Annotated in this window: 16 protein-coding genes and 2 pseudogenes; 5 read left to right on the top strand and 13 right to left on the bottom strand. The window is 51.5% G+C overall.

The annotated features are described in order from the left end of the window. Positions 1 to 660: 660 nt before the first annotated feature. Both J5M57_RS19605 and J5M57_RS19600 read left to right on the top strand, forming a co-directional pair. Positions 661 to 1,622, top strand: a pseudogene (locus J5M57_RS19605) (integrase domain-containing protein). Next, positions 1,619 to 1,894, top strand: coding sequence for a hypothetical protein (locus J5M57_RS19600; protein ID WP_207849407.1), 276 nt, complete (start codon positions 1,619 to 1,621; stop codon positions 1,892 to 1,894). Before J5M57_RS19605 ends, J5M57_RS19600 begins: the two are co-directional and overlap by 4 nt. A gap of 150 nt (positions 1,895 to 2,044) precedes the next feature. On the opposite strand, the gene J5M57_RS19595 is transcribed toward J5M57_RS19600, so the two are convergent. Then, on the bottom strand, positions 2,045 to 2,677 hold the full coding sequence (locus tag J5M57_RS19595; protein WP_207849406.1) for a hypothetical protein: 633 nt from the start codon (positions 2,675 to 2,677) through the stop codon (positions 2,045 to 2,047). Positions 2,678 to 2,874: 197 nt separating this feature from the next. Further along, entirely contained in the window at positions 2,875 to 3,477 is a 603-nt protein-coding gene (locus J5M57_RS19590) for a hypothetical protein (protein ID WP_207849405.1), read from the bottom strand. Between the two features lie 242 nt (positions 3,478 to 3,719). On the opposite strand from J5M57_RS19590, the gene J5M57_RS19585 reads away from it, so the two are divergent. Continuing rightward, a complete protein-coding gene (locus J5M57_RS19585; protein WP_207849404.1) occupies positions 3,720 to 5,324 on the top strand; it encodes a DUF6119 family protein in 1,605 nt (534 codons plus the stop codon). Between the two features lie 38 nt (positions 5,325 to 5,362). On the opposite strand, the gene J5M57_RS19580 is transcribed toward J5M57_RS19585, so the two are convergent. The 4 genes and pseudogenes from J5M57_RS19580 to J5M57_RS29140 form a co-directional block, all read right to left on the bottom strand. Continuing rightward, entirely contained in the window at positions 5,363 to 6,295 is a 933-nt protein-coding gene (locus tag J5M57_RS19580; protein ID WP_207849403.1) for a retron St85 family RNA-directed DNA polymerase, read from the bottom strand. Continuing rightward, complete coding sequence (locus tag J5M57_RS19575) at positions 6,292 to 7,230, bottom strand: retron St85 family effector protein (protein ID WP_207849402.1); 939 nt, start codon at positions 7,228 to 7,230, stop codon at positions 6,292 to 6,294. The genes J5M57_RS19580 and J5M57_RS19575 overlap by 4 nt, the downstream gene beginning before the upstream one ends. Positions 7,231 to 7,718: 488 nt before the next feature. Then, complete coding sequence (locus tag J5M57_RS19570; protein WP_207849401.1) at positions 7,719 to 8,003, bottom strand: helix-turn-helix domain-containing protein; 285 nt, start codon at positions 8,001 to 8,003, stop codon at positions 7,719 to 7,721. Beyond that, positions 7,993 to 8,095, bottom strand: a pseudogene (locus J5M57_RS29140) (transcriptional regulator); the annotation flags it as partial. The pseudogene J5M57_RS29140 and the gene J5M57_RS19570, both read right to left, overlap by 11 nt. A 488-nt stretch (positions 8,096 to 8,583) precedes the next feature. Here J5M57_RS29140 and J5M57_RS19565 point away from each other — a divergent pair. Then, positions 8,584 to 8,865 (top strand): DUF3077 domain-containing protein, encoded by a 282-nt coding sequence (locus J5M57_RS19565; RefSeq protein WP_207849400.1) that lies wholly within the window; start codon positions 8,584 to 8,586, stop codon positions 8,863 to 8,865. A gap of 44 nt (positions 8,866 to 8,909) precedes the next feature. On the opposite strand, the gene J5M57_RS19560 is transcribed toward J5M57_RS19565, so the two are convergent. Then, positions 8,910 to 9,590 carry an RES family NAD+ phosphorylase gene (locus tag J5M57_RS19560; RefSeq protein WP_207849399.1) on the bottom strand — a complete coding sequence of 227 codons (681 nt, stop codon included), beginning with the start codon at positions 9,588 to 9,590 and terminating at the stop codon, positions 8,910 to 8,912. After that, positions 9,587 to 9,997: an MbcA/ParS/Xre antitoxin family protein gene (locus J5M57_RS19555; RefSeq protein ID WP_064585517.1), complete on the bottom strand. Its 411-nt coding sequence runs from the start codon at positions 9,995 to 9,997 to the stop codon at positions 9,587 to 9,589. The genes J5M57_RS19560 and J5M57_RS19555 overlap by 4 nt, the downstream gene beginning before the upstream one ends. A gap of 333 nt (positions 9,998 to 10,330) precedes the next feature. Between J5M57_RS19555 and J5M57_RS19550 the strand changes: the two genes are divergently transcribed. Further along, positions 10,331 to 11,257: a LysR family transcriptional regulator gene (locus J5M57_RS19550; protein ID WP_007961685.1), complete on the top strand. Its 927-nt coding sequence runs from the start codon at positions 10,331 to 10,333 to the stop codon at positions 11,255 to 11,257. Here the strand turns inward: J5M57_RS19550 and J5M57_RS19545 are convergent. The 5 genes from J5M57_RS19545 to J5M57_RS19525 form a co-directional block, all read right to left on the bottom strand. After that, the gene (locus J5M57_RS19545; protein WP_003220702.1) at positions 11,174 to 11,491 is read right to left on the bottom strand and encodes an AzlD domain-containing protein; all 318 of its coding nucleotides are present in this window, start codon (positions 11,489 to 11,491) and stop codon (positions 11,174 to 11,176) included. The genes J5M57_RS19550 and J5M57_RS19545 overlap by 84 nt on opposite strands. After that, the gene (locus J5M57_RS19540; RefSeq protein WP_003220701.1) at positions 11,470 to 12,186 is read right to left on the bottom strand and encodes an AzlC family ABC transporter permease; all 717 of its coding nucleotides are present in this window, start codon (positions 12,184 to 12,186) and stop codon (positions 11,470 to 11,472) included. Before J5M57_RS19540 ends, J5M57_RS19545 begins: the two co-directional genes overlap by 22 nt. After that, on the bottom strand, positions 12,183 to 12,560 hold the full coding sequence (locus J5M57_RS19535) for a GNAT family N-acetyltransferase (RefSeq protein ID WP_003220700.1): 378 nt from the start codon (positions 12,558 to 12,560) through the stop codon (positions 12,183 to 12,185). Before J5M57_RS19535 ends, J5M57_RS19540 begins: the two co-directional genes overlap by 4 nt. 79 nt (positions 12,561 to 12,639) lie before the next feature. Continuing rightward, complete coding sequence (locus J5M57_RS19530) at positions 12,640 to 13,386, bottom strand: 2OG-Fe dioxygenase family protein (RefSeq protein ID WP_064585516.1); 747 nt, start codon at positions 13,384 to 13,386, stop codon at positions 12,640 to 12,642. A 231-nt stretch (positions 13,387 to 13,617) separates the two neighbouring features. Next, positions 13,618 to 14,904, bottom strand: a complete 1,287-nt coding sequence (locus tag J5M57_RS19525; protein WP_064585515.1) for an OprD family porin — start codon at positions 14,902 to 14,904, stop codon at positions 13,618 to 13,620. Between the last annotated feature and the right edge of the window lie 45 nt (positions 14,905 to 14,949).

Below are 14,949 nucleotides of genomic sequence, written 5' to 3'. Positions count from 1 at the left end.
CCAAGTAGCCAGAACCTTTAAGGCTACGCCGCACCGTGGTGGTTATCCCAAAGTGCGATTAGCGTCCAGCGGCTCGCACGGTCACAGCGATGTGATGGATGCCTACTTTTACCAGTGTGCCCACTGCGGCAACTCGTCCCCTTTCATAGCTGCCCTGCAGCAACCTATCCGCTTGGCCATTTCACTGCGCCAACCTGCGCCCGTCTCTTTCTTCCGGAAAGAGACGGGCGCTCCTACCACTGCTGCAGCCCAACTCGTACAAGGCATTGCGGCATTTCCTCTCGTGACAATCGGTGTGACAAACACCGAAGTCACCAGCAACAGCGATGCAGATGATGGTGCCGCAGCCCACGGAATGGACTGCACCTGACTGACAGTCAGGCACGCCCCGATCATCGCGTTACTGCCTTCACCCGACTCCGGATCTCGCGGCGCTGGTCTCGTCAGCCAGTGCAGCCTCCACCCGCCCACTTCTTCGGAAGTGCTCAGGAGGCCAGATCATGAGATGCCCAAGCTCCCGGTCGTAAAGAGCCGCCAGTCCCGCGTTAGTGGACAACCCTCACAGGTCGCAGGGGCCTTGATCCCTGATAACACTCAGCATTCTTGGCGGGATGACGTGGGGAAAGTTTCAAAGGTTTTGGGTTCGAGAGGAGTTTGATCATGGCATTGCTAGGTAGACGAAACGGGCGAAATTTTGGCTATGGCCGGCAACTGAGTTATGCCGGGCCACAGGCGTTGCGGGACATGTTTGGCGGCCATTACGGCACGGTCAAGGCGCACAGTGATCGCTGGCAGGCGTTTGTGCGCTGGTGTCGCTCAGATGATGGACCAAGACTCAACGATGCACGCCAGATCTGTCGGATTACGCGGCGCATCTACGTCACTTAGTCGAGCGCGGCGACCTCGCTGTAGCCACCGCACAAAACCGATTGTCCAGCGTCAACCGAACCATGGCGGCACTTCGCGGTGATCAGTATGTGAAGGTGCCGAGTCCGAGCAAGGCGTTGGAAATGCAGCGCACCACCATCCGCACGACAGTTCCACAAGGCAAAGACCGCGCACACGTGCAGCGGATCGTCGACGCACTTTACGAACACCAGAAGCCGCGCGCCGCGGCCATCGCTCAGTTAGCGCGAGCCACCGGCATGCGCTTACGTGAGGCCATTTTGGCGGACCTACCCCGTCTAAAACGTGAAGCCAAGCAATTCGGTAAGATCAACATTCAGGACGGCACCAAAGGTGGCCGCTCGGGCGCATCAGCTCCTCGTTGGATTACAGTAGATGATCATATTCGTGACGCACTGTTTGCCGATCAGGTCTCGCCCGACGGCAGCCGCAACCTGATTGCACCGAACGAAAGCTACCTCGATTTCCAAAAGCGAATCGTCCGTCCAGCCCGGGACACCCTTCATGCGCACAACCTAAAAGGCTTCCACGAACTGCGGGCAGCCTATGCGTGCGAACGCTATGAGCAAATCACCCAACATCCTGCGCCCATCAACGGTGGCAGTTGCTACCCGCTCGACCTACGCCTCAATCAGGCGGCCCGAGACCAAATCAGCTATGAACTCGGGCACGGCCGTATCGATGTAGTATCGGCGTATATCGGGGGACGAGCATGAGCAAGCCATTCGATATGGAGCTGTTCATGGCAAGCGTACTGACCGGGTCGCATGCCACACGCGAGCGTCACCTACGCCAAGCAAAGGCCATTCAAGCGGCGATGTCTAATCGCTGGCACCGTGACAATCCATGGACCTGGCAGCAAAAGCATCTCGACTGGTTTCTAAATCACCACCTGAAACAGCACGCTGAATCGACGCGCTATTACTATCTCCTGACCATCCACTTGCTAACTCTTCGTATAGGGAAATCCTGGCAGTTCAAGCGTTAGGCGAAGGTCAGCAATCGGCCAAAAGTGGCCGACTGACCAACGGTCACACCCTGACATTTCTGGCTGGAAGTTTTCAATCTGTAGAGTTGTAAAAAGACTGACATAAGTCTAAGCCAAACATTAAAACCCCTCTATAAAAATAGATATTACTCATTGCACGTGCATTAGTTGTCTGAATTCCTGTTCGACGGCCGTCCGAGTCTCATGCATTTCGTAATTCACTTTCTCGAACAACTTTTGAAGGTGAGGCGTCTCACCATGCCCCAGCGCCTCCCCTGACCGCATGGCTACTCTGGCCTGATCCAATGTCTGGGCAGCCGAAACATAGAAGTCTGAAATTCTTTCTGACGTTGCCTTAGAAAAATAAATTTTATTTTTCTCATAAACCTCAACGAAGGCATCGAATTTTGGCAATGCCGATTCATATGCCTGCGTGATTGAAGGTCGTTGTCTCCCAAAATAATCGGGTCGAATAGTTTCATATATAGCTTCGTGCAGATCAACGAGAAGCTTGTAGCTTTCGTCGATAAATACAGCTCTTTTTCCGATCAGATTTGCATGCCCCAATTGAACTAGGTGACGCTCGGTTTGCAATGCGCTTTCCAGATTCTGTGTCTGGCGAGAGTGCTCTGATTTGAGTTTTTCTATAAGAACCTCAAAAGTTGCTTTCTCTCTCAAGCTGATGCGATCCTTCCAAATACTCCCCAGCCAAGCCGAAAGACCGGTAATGACGATTGCCGCGCCACCAACTTGACCGATTAAAGAGTTAAACATCTCAAACATATCGAACTACTCCGATAAAAAACATAAAAAAATTTGTGCGCATAATTTTTAAAAAAATCAAGGCCATAGTAGGTTGCCAAAACCTTTAAAAGCTCCAATCCTTGTCATAGTATTCGCAAGAATAAACTCGCCCATCGGAAGTTTGGATGGCATCTTTGACGATGTCCGATCTTTTTTGCGGGCTCGCCTTCCCTACATTATCCATTGCGTCTGTGATCTAGCCATTCGATGCTCTTAGTGATTGGATCAACGCGAACAAATATAAGTCCACTCTGCGGATTGGCATTAGAGTCAAAACCAATTTCGTCAAGCTGCTTTATTCCTGCATGATACTCAGATAGGAAATCCAAAAAAACATTAACTATTTCATTGTAGTCGTTTTCTACTGACGATTTCTTCGGGAGAAGTAGTTTGAATTTTTTGCCATCATTTGCTTCCGCATATATGGAGAAAGCGAGGGAATATGGATTTTCCGTACTCAGCTTACCTGCTGATCCTAAGAGGACTGGCTCTATTTTAGGTTGTGACATCACCTTGCCTGCTGTTTCGGAAAGTTTTTCCTTCAGAAGCAAGTAATGGTCTTTACCCATCTCCCCAAAAAGTGCCTTAAAGTAAGGTTTTGCTATGTAAGCCGCGACAATTGGAAAAATAAACCACTCAAGACATGCTTGAGGTCCACTAGGGGGCCTAGACTCAATCGCTATACGGATATTTGGGTTGTGCAATGCCTTCTCGAAATCAAAATACACTTCACTTGGCATGCCCTCTTCATAGATTAGTGCAACGTCTGGCTTATTCATATTTTTTCCTTAATACGTAATACCGAACACTGCGGCGTGACCAACCGAAAAATCCCGCGCCATCAGACGCGAACAACTATCATTAATGAGCCAGCTCTCAACGAACATTGACATTCGCCACACTGGAAAACTCAGCCTCCCAAAAGAATTGCTAAGCTCTTTCAACTATAGCAATATCCAGAGGGGTGGAGTAGCGCTATGCCATGCACGAGATATCACCTAGGGAAGGGAGAATACCAGGAATGAAATATCGTCACTTAAATGTGTTCATGATGAAACCAGATACTGTTATCAACGGTTTCTCGGACCTACTAGTTTTGGATAAGGACGTAGTCCCATATGAACTCGATGCAGATTTTGGCTTAGAAGGAGTTTTATATGTAAAGCGAACAGTTGAAAAAAGGCCGAATTGGGGTGAATTGGTTGACACAATTACCGGAACCAACGTAATACAGATCGGAAACAAATCAAGCTCTGCGGTATTATTCATAAAAACAGATACCGACATATTCGCCATAACTTTTGGTTATGGCCGACACCTAGTAAATCCCGCAAACTTCGCCCAAGACTTCGGGCTAAAAACCGCCTTAAATACTCTTAATCACGAAAGTTTAAGAAGCGTAGATATTCATACATTAGAAGATCAACCGGTTCAAAAAAGATCACAGGCCGCACGCGACTCAGAAATAAGTGTGTTTGGCATTGATATATCTAGAGATATATTGAGAGCAGTGACTGGAACACCTAAACCAGGTATAGATTTCAAAAACATCTCTGGCGGTGACGCAATGTTTTCATTTGGTATTGAAATGGAGATCAGCGATTTACCAACCATAACTGAGAATTTAAAAACCCATTACCTAAAAGATGATTATAAAACAGACTTTCTATGGGTAGACAACGTCAGAAAAATCAAGGAAAAATCACACATAGACCAGTTAGACCAGGTTCTGCTTGAAGCAATTAAAAACCGTGATCCGAGTATAGTTATAACACTACCAGAAATAGAGAAATGGGACTCGATAACCGGCTTTAGCTTTACCCGAGCCAAAAGTGATCGATCACCAACTGTATCATCGGAAAAATATCTATCTACGATTGACAATACAAAGCTATCTATCGAGTCAGTCAAAAGAGATCATTTGTATGTTTTCGATATACATGAAAACGAATTTGATCACTCAATATACAAATGCATCTATTATGAAATAATAAACGCGAACAAAACCAACATAATATTTGGAGGAACCTGGTATGAAATTGACAACTCATTCATAGGGAGAATCAATTCTAGCTTAGCGAATATAGGTGTTTCTGAACTTCATTTTCCAGGGGTCTACGTGTGGCAAGAAGGTGAGAAGGCAAAAATAGAGGCTGAAGGCGATTACAATATTAGGGCCTCTCAGATGCACGGATATCACCTATTAGACAAGAGACTGATCAAAAGCAACAAATCGACTAGTTCAGTTGAACTTTGCGATCTTCTTTCAACTGAGAAGCAATTCATACACGTCAAACATCGCAAAGGGGGATCTGCTGGACTAAGCCATCTTTTCGCACAAGGGAGCGTCGCCGCAGAGATATTGCTCGGAGACCGAGAATTTAGAAAATCAGCCAGAAAGGTATTGGGTACTTTCAGTAACGCTGCACGCGAAATCATTCCACTCGACAACTTTCGAAGCGCAGAATATGAAGTGGTTTTTCTGATATTGGGCGACGATGCCGCAAGCGTGAAAAGCAATCTGCCCTTCTTCAGTAAAGTAAACCTTGTTAGGGCATATGATAGTCTTTCCCAGCGAGGTTACTCCGTAAAAATATCAGCCGCCGCCAAAGTAGAAAGACCATGAACTCTTTCACGGAGATTGAATAGTAATGCCCGAGGATCTCACTGACGCTTTCTCAGAAGATTCAATATGGTTTTCATCCCATATTTCTTACCTAAACGAGATAAAAACAACGGTTCTACATCAGCAGCGAAACCGAGCAATCCCTGAAGCCTAAACACGTCTTTTTGTTCAAGCAGTCCCAGACCATACTTATGGACAAGAGCGCTAATTTCTCGCTTTCTATCACGACCAAGAGAAACTTTATCATCGTTTGTGATTACTAATCCGGTAATCCTGCGGCTCCCTCGCTTAGACAAATGTATCGTCTTATCAACATTCAAGCTTAAGCGTGGGTATTTCAAACTAGACAAAAAATCTTTTATTACAGGCACGACTGACTCAGAAGCGTAAGGTAAAGCCGTGGAAAATGTTAAATCGTCAGCATAGCGAGTATAAACAAACTTGTTTTGAGATGCCCAATCAGCTACTACACTATCAAACTCATACATGATGGAGTTCGATAATATCGGTGAAGCTGGAGAGCCGATACTCAGAGCACCGCCACTCCCTCTATTAATACATGACAGTCTTGCAATATATCGAATTTCTAGCAAATCAAGAAAAGGCAAGCATTTCTGAAAGTGCGCTATCAGGTCATCAATTTTAATAGACGGGAAGAAGTCTTTAAAATCCAGCTTAACCATGTACTCGTTTGCTCTGTGTGCCTCGGCATTCTTTTTAATGCTTGCACCCTTTACATATGCCGACGCGGCCTCATGAATTGGCAATAGATGAAAAACGTTATGAATCAACCAATGTTGAACATACTTTGTTTCCCTGGCAGGTTGAGAGATTATTCGCAACCCGCCATTCTTTTTTGGAATACTATAAGTTTTATAAGAATAAGGAGCCCTCGAAACCACACGCACTAATTGCTCGCTTGACAATGACAAATCTGTCAACATTTTCTCAAGCGTTTTATGGGCGATCACTTCCCACCCCCAAAAAGCCGACGAATAACTCTAAGCCGGTGATTATCTTTTCCCGAAGTATTATAGAACTCTTTACACTCTGTAGAAATACGTAGCTTATCTATCGGCACAGAAGAGCTCGCAGAAAAATTAACCCTGTGGAACTCAGAGTTTCTAGCGACGTAAAATTGGGAATCACTATAAATCTCAAGACTAATGAGCCTGAATCGCTGAAGCAAAAAAAGCTTGCCCCTTAGTTGATCCCTGCCAGCGTTAACTCCTAGCCTGGAAAGATAATCCAATAGCTCGCTCTCTTTAACGGCAACAAATAGCTTTATAAGCTCATACAATAGAACAAAAACATGGGAGCTATTGGATACTTTAAGAAGTTGCGATTTCGGCAGTTCGTCCAACTCGCGCTGAACATCAACCACAACATCCTCTATGATCTCAGCAGTTATAGTAAGTGGAAACCCGACTTCAAATGGATAACTTTTTACTGCAGTTCGCTTGTCGTTTGATATATGTCGAAAAATACCTAACTTTATGAATGAGTCATTCTGAAAGTGACCCTCCGAGCAAACAGCAACAATTTTGTCGTTGAACTCCTTCAACTGAGAAAACGCACCAAGCTCAGCTATTGCTCCGGGACTCTCTAGTATGATGACCACCAGAGAGCACATTGCAGCCAACTCCACCTCGAGATCAATCAGATTTCTAAAGATAGCGTCAACTTGCCAATTAGTGACATCCTCAGGCTTGAAGAACTCAATTTTATTGTTGAGGTCTGTCTCAAGCGCGTGACGTAGCGACTGTACCGAAGGGGTGGGATCGTCCGGATGCCCCTTTTCAGGCGACCGGCCACCACACAGAAGAACGATGTGAGATTTACAGTACTCGACTCTTGATGACTCTATTTTTATCGATGATAGAGCAGCAAGTCGAGGATCTGTCATTTAGAAGAGGTTCTTTACCAAGAAACAGCCGCAGAGAATATCTGTGGACCGTAATGAGCCCGCGATTGGAGGGCCGCAGATATTCTCTGCGGAATAAATCCAAGCAATTTTCTAGAGTCTGGCTAATCGCCCGACTAAGCATCGGTACCGAGACCGAGCTTGTACACGTAAAGAACGGGTCGAATATCCCAAACGGCATTAACGCTGTCAATATGACATACGCGAAATTTAAGAATTTTTAGCTCATTCCTCTTTCAGATCACGAATAGTCGCTCATCTCAATAACGAACACCCTCCATTATTTGATCCACGATCAGGGTATAAATAGAGGTAGCGCCTCAAAGGCTATTACCTTAAACCATTGATTTTTAACTCAATAGTAATGCGATTCGACTCCTGGTGCCGCACCATACAAAACAAAGCCCCTGAAGAAATGCAGGGGCTTTGTTGTTTCTGTAACGGACGAAAGCCAAAGGCTTTAACCGGATTCAGGCAGGATACAAATTCCGCAACGCCTCCGAATGCTGACTTGCAACCCGCAAGAGAGTTTGCGCTGCTCCCGTCGGCTGCCGGCGACCCTGCTCCCAATCCTGCAAAGTCCGCAGACTCACACCGATCAGTTTGGCAAACGCACTTTGTGAAACGCCTACTTTGGCACGTGCTTCCGCTGCCGCAGAGAGCGGCACCTGCGTTACGCGCGCGGCCTTTCCGGCCTTCATCTGACGTACAGATTCCAGCAAGTCCTGCTGGAATTGCTCCAGTTCATCGACCATCGCTGATTTCCTCGTTCAGTTGTTTAAGGGGCTACGGGCACGTTTTCGAGCTTTGCCTTGGTGTAGACAATGAGCAACCAAATCGAGCCTTTAAAAGGCGCACCATACGGCCCCGCCGTATAAAAAACCATAAACGATCATGGGGACAGATCGACGAAAAGCATGGCGTGAAGCGTTGTGAAATCTGTTGTAACGAGAAGCCACTACTTGCCACCGTTGCTCATCTACCTGTCCCAAAGCTACCGTTCAGCTCGTCGCTGCCAATTCAGCGACCGGGCCTGAGAACCCGCGTAAGATACAGGCGCACCAGCGCCCCACCCCACGAATGCCGGCGCCTTTTTGTGCCCGCATTCACGTGTAATGGCGGCTGTGCGTGGGAGACCTTCGGGTCTGCCGGGTTCCTGTATCTCCGGTTTCTCAGCCTGCGCATAGCTGCCACCCTTTCGCCTGAGAACGAAAATGGCGGCTCTCATTTGATACAGGGAGTTCACAAATGAATGCCAATGATCCATCCGTAATCCGCCTAGCAATGGCACCGGCCACCTCACTCCACTTCCTTAACTACGGGAGGTGAAGCGAAATGACCCACTACCTCGATTTGAAAACCCCAGGCCTCACGCACTTTTCCTTCCAGGCCAATCAAGCGCTGTTCCGCACCAATCGTGGTGTGCCAGTAATCGCCGCCCTCTCGCACGCCTCACACTTGCTTCACATCTCCAAGCTACTGACTGCAGATTCCACAGTCTCTCGCGATACTGACCTTCACGCTTACGCCTCCCAGTATCTGCAGGAGTTAAGTAAGGCGTTGATCGATGATGTCGTGAAAGTGATGGATGCGCCGCCGGACAAGCCGTTGATGTAAATCACCCACATGAAGCCCTCGTTGATGCGAGGGCTTTTTGCGATTCACACCTGACTAATCTCAAACACAAACGAAATCCTGCGCTGACTCGCACTCCACACATAACGAAGATGCTTGCCCTGCTTCGGAATCGACACCGCCGGCGGCCGGAACGCGGCGACACATTCGTGGCCCGGCAGGCGGACGCTGTTGTAGAGCAGGCCCCAGGACTCAGACTCGCGCAGTTGTCGGGCGTATACCTGGGATGGTCCGTAGGCGTCTGGATCGGGTTGATGCAAATCGGGAAAGTCGTGACGCACATCGTGCAACGGTTTAACCACGCGATTGACGTAAGTACGCATGGTCAACTCAAGATCCGCTTCGTGGGTGGCCGCGAGGAAACGCTCTTGGTGATAGCAGGTTTCGGCAATAGCGGCGGCCTGGCTACTGGCGGCGTAGTACACGCCGAAGGTGCCATCGGTGAAGCGGCTGCTTTTGCCGATGTGGGTAAACGCCGCCATGACCGGGGTGGAGCCGGGGCCGGAGAGTCGGTCTTCGGGGCGCACGCGGGCCAGAACGCCGGCCTGCTCGATCAGCCGATCGTTGGTCAATGCCTCCAGCGCGTAGGCGATTTCCAGGTCTTCGGGGTCGAGCACGTCTTCGAACAGCGCAATCGGCGGGAAGCTGCTGTTGACGATCCGATAAGCCTTGGGCCATTGCGGTTCGGCCAGCGGCGGGGCCTTCACCCGCGCACCCCGTCGAGGTAACGGCGCACGTCGGCGATGTCGACCACCCTCCCCGCCAGCATGTAATCAAGTGCCGTTCGGCCATTGAATGGCGCAGCCGTGTTGGGGCTGCTGACCCATGTGTAGGCGCGCTCGCGGCTGTTGCTGAAGATAATGCTCAACGCCTTGTGAATGCCCATCAGGTAAGAGATACGCTCCAGCGTGTCGTGTGGCAGGCGAATGTTCGGCGGCAGGTGTTTGTACTTGTAGAACGTGGTATTGCCGACGCCACCCAGCAACGTGCGCTGCTGCTCGGCGTTGCAACCCCAGCGTTCCATGAGGTTGAAGAAGAACTTCAACGCAACGCGCCCGGCTTCGGGGACGTCGAGTTGTTCGCGCGGGTTGAGGGCTGGGGATGAGGTAGGCAAGGCCGTCTCCACTGCTGAGTGACATGCCTTCAAGACTAGTACAGATACGGATGTTTATTTTCTTTTAATCCGCAAATGAATCAACTCGTCCCTTTGATCAAATCCTGTAAAAAGTCACGAATTGTTATTCCAAGTCAGTATTTTTTGACCTTCATCACCCCCAAGTCATCAAAAATCCCGATCCTGTGTCAGCTTCCAGCCATCGGCGGGGACATCAATTCGCTACTAAACCCGCGACAACTATGCTCAGGTACAGGAATATAGCCAGCATATGGCGCCTGACTGGCAGTCTCGTAAACAACAATACCCAGCCCACTTCAGAGGGCATTACCCATGGATAGCAGAACCTTACGCAACCTCATGCGCATCGTGCAGACCGGCTCGTTGTCGGCCGCAGCCGAGCATTCGTGCCTGACTGTGCAGGCCTTGGCCGCCCAGCTGAACAAGGTCGAAGAGCAGTTCGGTTTCCGCTTGTTTCGTCGTTCCAACAAGGGCCTGACGCTGACGCCGCAAGGCACTGAGCTGACGCCCTACATGGACAAAGTGCTGATTGCCACGCGACAGATGGAAGAAAAGGTCGAGGCACTCAAGGTGCCCGGCCAGCGCACATTGAAGGTCGCGTTGAACAACACGTTGTCGTCTGACTTCAACCGGCGAATGATCGGACGCCTGATCGAGGTGTTTCCTGATTATCAGATGGAATTCAGCTACGCCGAGTCGATGGAAAACCTCAGCAAGCTGAAGAACGAAGACTTTGACCTCGCGGTGCTGATCGGGCCGCAGCGCCCGGGTTTGCCGAGTATCGTCCTGCCGGATGTGCAGGTGCAGGTGGTCGGTGCCCATTGCGGGCAGGAAAACGATCCACTGACGTTGCTGGGCAACAAGTTTCAGGTGCGTCCTGCGGAAGATTGTCCGTATTCCCACAGCTTCCTGCGCTTTCTCGACGCCGGATTGGGCAATCACGAGAACGGTCAGCGCATGGTCTATTCCTGCAGTGAAACCCTGACCCTGTCGCTGATCACGCAGATGGACGCAGTAGGCATGGTGTCTCGCGAGGCCGCGCAGAAGAACGGCCTGACGATTTTCCCCGGGTTCGAGGATTTCCTCGAAGTGCGTCTGGCGGTGAACAACCCGAACCTGTCGGGCCAGGCCTTGAACGACGTGGTGGATCTGCCGTTACATGAACGAGCCGAGCGCAATGTACGCAGCCGTCCCAACCGCCACACTGAGAAAGAGGTTTTTGCTGAAATACGCACATAACAACGTCGGAATCGCTGCATAAAATTCCGGGCGGTCGAGCTGTAGGTGCTGATCCTTGATCAACAAGGGTGTCAGGCTGATCGCAGCGACGATCGCCACCGGCAGGTACTCCAGCGCCCGCGCAACGAACGGCGGCCAGTGCTCGGTGTTGACTTGCAGTGGCAGCGCGCGCGGCAGGAAGGTCACGGCCATCATCAGCGCCACCACCAGGATCAGGAACGTTTGGTCAGGCATACACCCACTCCGCAGCCCACAAACGTGGCGATGAATACGTTGAACGGCGAGGTGCCGACCAGGCTCAGCGCGCCCATGCAGGCGACGGCGGCCGCGGCAGCGATGAGTTTGTTGCGGGTGTTGCACAGCGACACCAGCACGTAGAGCATCATCGCGGTCAGTGCGTAGTCGAGCTGATATTTGATCAGGTGCGACGCATATTGCGCGCAGACGGCGCCCAGCAATCCGCCCAGCACCCAGGATGTGTGGCAGAACAGGTTGAAGCCGATCAGGTAACGGATATTGACCGGCGCGCCGGTGCCCAGCTTGACGCTGTGAAACGCGAAGGATTCGTCGGTGAGGCCGCCAGCGTAGGCCCAACGCTCCATGCGGCTAAGCCCGAGGGCTCGCAAGGCCTTGGCCATGTACACCGACATCAGCATGTGTCGCGCATTGATCAGGAACGTGGTCAGCACGATGGTGGTCAGCGAAGCCCCGCTGGAGATCAGCGCCAGCGCGGCGAATTGCGAAGCGCCGGCGTAGACGAACAAACACATCGCCACCGGCAGCCACATCGGCAGCCCGGCGTTGACCGCCATCAGCCCGAACACGAACGACACCGTGAAATAACCGGCCACCACCGGGCTGGCTTCGGCAAACGTGCGCGATGGCTGATGGGCAGCCATCAGCGGCGCACTGCCGGACGTTTCATTCATAGATCCCTCTCAAATGTCCGCTCGCCGTGGGGTTCGCAAAAACCCTGGGCAGTCCAGAATCGCTTGCCCGCGAGGTTAGCATCGTCGACGAACAGAAACATCCGTAATACACCGACCCGCTTCATGTCAGACGACGCCGCTTCCACCAGCCGCTGGCCGACGCCCTGGCTGCGATAGCGCGGGCTGACCGCCAGATGGTTGATGGTGCCGCGACTGCCAAGCATGCCACCGAGCACCGCACCGACGATCTCGCCCTCGACGTCGAAGGCCAGGTAGGCCGTGGTCGTCTTCTGGATTAATACACCGCGCAGGCATTTGGCGTCCTGCCACTCGCAGAACGACACTTCGTCGAACTGACGGAAGAAGCGCTCCATGCGCTGCGCGTCCTTGGCGGTGGCGCGTCGCAGCACCACCGGCGTCGAGCACTCGACACCATCGACTGGGGTGATCTGATTAGCGAACAATGTCGAAAGCGGTCCCGGGCCGCGAGAAGGAAATCGCCAGAATCTGCCGATACGCCATGGCATGGGTGTGAGTGTTGCGCGCCGGGGTCACGTAGTGGCGCATGTCACGGTCAAGGAAGTACGTGGTATCGAGGATTTCCTGGTAGGTGGTCGACGCCAGTTGATGCTCGTGAACATCGTACAAACGGCTTTCGGCGCCCTCGACGTTGTTGCGCCCCCAGAAGTGCACGCCGCTGAACGGATAGCCGTCGCAGTGAATCCCTTCCGGGGTGATTTCCAATTGTTTTCCGGGTTTGATCTCGATACGGATCTGATGGATCTGGCATTGCCAGATTTCATCGTGCAGCTCTTCCGGCAACACGCTTTTGTACACTTCGAAGTCGGTGTCGATCAGGCTGCGCATCACCGGCGAAGTAATCACTTCATCGGAGAAGTCCTGAAAGTGCCGCACAACACCGCCCACGTAGGCGTTGTTCTCTTTCGACTGCACGTAGGCGCGATGCTCGAGTTGCTTGAGTTCGCGTGTTTTCGGGTTGTATTCAAAGTCGCTGTAACGACGGTAACGCATGCCGGCTTCGGCCTGACCGTAGTAACTGTCTGGCTCCATGTTTTCCCAACTTTTGGTCAGTCTGACGAAGTCGGCAAAATGACCGTAGAGATTGAAGTCACCACCCTGGACGTTGACATATTTGTCGCGCCGTAGCGATTCGCCTACTTCTCTGTTCAAAACGATCATTACCAAATTCTCCGCTGCGTTGAGCGGCCTAATCTATTAGGTGGAGAATTTGCGTCCATGAGAAAGAATTTCAGGCATTTAAAGCCCTGTTTGAAACGGAACTTGAAGGTGCTTGAAAACAATTTTTACGTGACAAAAACACGGGTTTTTTACGGTTTTTACGGAAAAAGCGCCGAAAAAAAACCCCGAACCAGTCGGGGTTTTCTCATGTTTCTTACACCGGATCGTTCATCAGAAGATGTTGATCGGGTAGTCCACGAATACACGCACTTCGTTGCCGCTGCTGTTGTAGTCGGCGGATTTCTGCGACACGCGCAGGATCGAGCTGCGCAGTTTCACGCTCAGGTCTTTGGCCGGGCCGCTTTGCACGACGTATTTGACCTGGTTGAAGATCTCGCGCTCAGTACCGCCGCTGCTGGTGTCGGTGGTGATGTTGTCGCCACGCACGTAAGCGAAGTTGTAGCTCAGACCCGGTACGCCGAATGCGCCGAAGTCCAGGCCGTAGCCCAACTGCCAGCTGCGCTCGTCTTCAGCGTTGAAGTCCGACCAGTAGGAGTTGGCCAGGTAGATGGTGTTGCCACCGTCGCCCTGACGACGACCATCGTTCTGATAACCGCCGTACGGATAACCCAGATTGCTGTCACCGGTGCTGCGCTGGTGCGCCACGGTGAACGAGTGCGGGCCGGTGGCGAATGTGGCCGCCAGGCTCCAGATCTTGTTGTCCTGGCCCCCGGTGTTCTTGATGTCGGCATACGACTTGTCGAGCTTGGTGCGATAGCCGTTGAAGTCCAGGGTCAGGGACTGATCCTTGTCGATCGGGAACACGTAGTTGGCGTTCACGTACTGCTTCTTCATGACATCTTCGACGTCGGAAGCGTACAGCGCCGCCTTGAATTGTTCAGTGAACTGGTAGCTACCGCCCAATACGTTGATCGACTTCAGACCACCGCTGTCACGGCCTTCAGCGCTTTTGCGCGATTCGGCGGTGAAACGTCCGGCGTCCAGTTGCAGGCCTTTGATCTCTTTGGAAGTGATCAGGGTACCGGTGTAGCTTTCCGGCAGCAGACGCGAGTTATCGTAGTTCAGCACCGGCAGGGCCGGCATCTGGTCACCGTAGGTCAGCACGGTGTTGGACACGCGGAATTTGACCGCAGCGCCACCTTTGGACAGGTCGTCAGCCGCGTTGCCGCTGGCACCCTGTTTGAAGAAGTCGATACCACCAGCGCCGCTGCGGCCCTTGCCGCCATCCAGACGCAGTGCGTACAGACCGAAAGCATCGACACCCACACCCACGGTGCCTTGGGTGAAACCGGACGAGAACGTACCGATGGCCGCTTGGCCCCACTCGGCTTTATCCGGATTGCCGTCTTTGTAATCACGATTGATGTAGGCGTTGCGCAGCAGCACTTTGAGGCTGCTGTCTTCGACAAAACCCTTGGACTCGGCCTGGCCGTCAGCCATGGCCTGTGTAGCACTCAACATCCCCAGTGCGATCAGGCTGATTCGCTTGTTCAACATTTTGTTTTCCTTATTACGGGTTGAAACGCGCTGTGTCGAACGGCT

It is taken from the genome of Pseudomonas sp. 86_A (assembly GCF_017491705.1).
GTDB classification, from domain to species: domain Bacteria; phylum Pseudomonadota; class Gammaproteobacteria; order Pseudomonadales; family Pseudomonadaceae; genus Aquipseudomonas; species Aquipseudomonas koreensis.
The sequence above is the reverse complement of the archived record's forward strand: the minus strand, read 5'-3'. Positions and strand labels throughout refer to the sequence as shown.

Excerpts from the sequence above, each read along its gene's own strand:
- J5M57_RS19600 (WP_207849407.1), top strand. The coding sequence starts at position 1,619 with ATGAGCAAGCCATTCGATATGGAGCTGTTCATGGCAAGCGTACTGACC.
- J5M57_RS19595 (WP_207849406.1), bottom strand. The coding sequence starts at position 2,677 with ATGTTTGAGATGTTTAACTCTTTAATCGGTCAAGTTGGTGGCGCGGCA.
- J5M57_RS19590 (WP_207849405.1), bottom strand. The coding sequence starts at position 3,477 with ATGAATAAGCCAGACGTTGCACTAATCTATGAAGAGGGCATGCCAAGT.
- J5M57_RS19585 (WP_207849404.1), top strand. The coding sequence starts at position 3,720 with ATGAAATATCGTCACTTAAATGTGTTCATGATGAAACCAGATACTGTT.
- J5M57_RS19575 (WP_207849402.1), bottom strand. The coding sequence starts at position 7,230 with ATGACAGATCCTCGACTTGCTGCTCTATCATCGATAAAAATAGAGTCA.
- J5M57_RS19570 (WP_207849401.1), bottom strand. The coding sequence starts at position 8,003 with ATGGTCGATGAACTGGAGCAATTCCAGCAGGACTTGCTGGAATCTGTA.
- J5M57_RS19565 (WP_207849400.1), top strand. The coding sequence starts at position 8,584 with ATGACCCACTACCTCGATTTGAAAACCCCAGGCCTCACGCACTTTTCC.
- J5M57_RS19550 (WP_007961685.1), top strand. The coding sequence starts at position 10,331 with ATGGATAGCAGAACCTTACGCAACCTCATGCGCATCGTGCAGACCGGC.
- J5M57_RS19545 (WP_003220702.1), bottom strand. The coding sequence starts at position 11,491 with ATGCCTGACCAAACGTTCCTGATCCTGGTGGTGGCGCTGATGATGGCC.
- J5M57_RS19540 (WP_003220701.1), bottom strand. The coding sequence starts at position 12,186 with ATGAATGAAACGTCCGGCAGTGCGCCGCTGATGGCTGCCCATCAGCCA.
- J5M57_RS19535 (WP_003220700.1), bottom strand. The coding sequence starts at position 12,560 with ATGGAGCGCTTCTTCCGTCAGTTCGACGAAGTGTCGTTCTGCGAGTGG.
- J5M57_RS19530 (WP_064585516.1), bottom strand. The coding sequence starts at position 13,386 with ATGATCGTTTTGAACAGAGAAGTAGGCGAATCGCTACGGCGCGACAAA.
- J5M57_RS19525 (WP_064585515.1), bottom strand. The coding sequence starts at position 14,904 with ATGTTGAACAAGCGAATCAGCCTGATCGCACTGGGGATGTTGAGTGCT.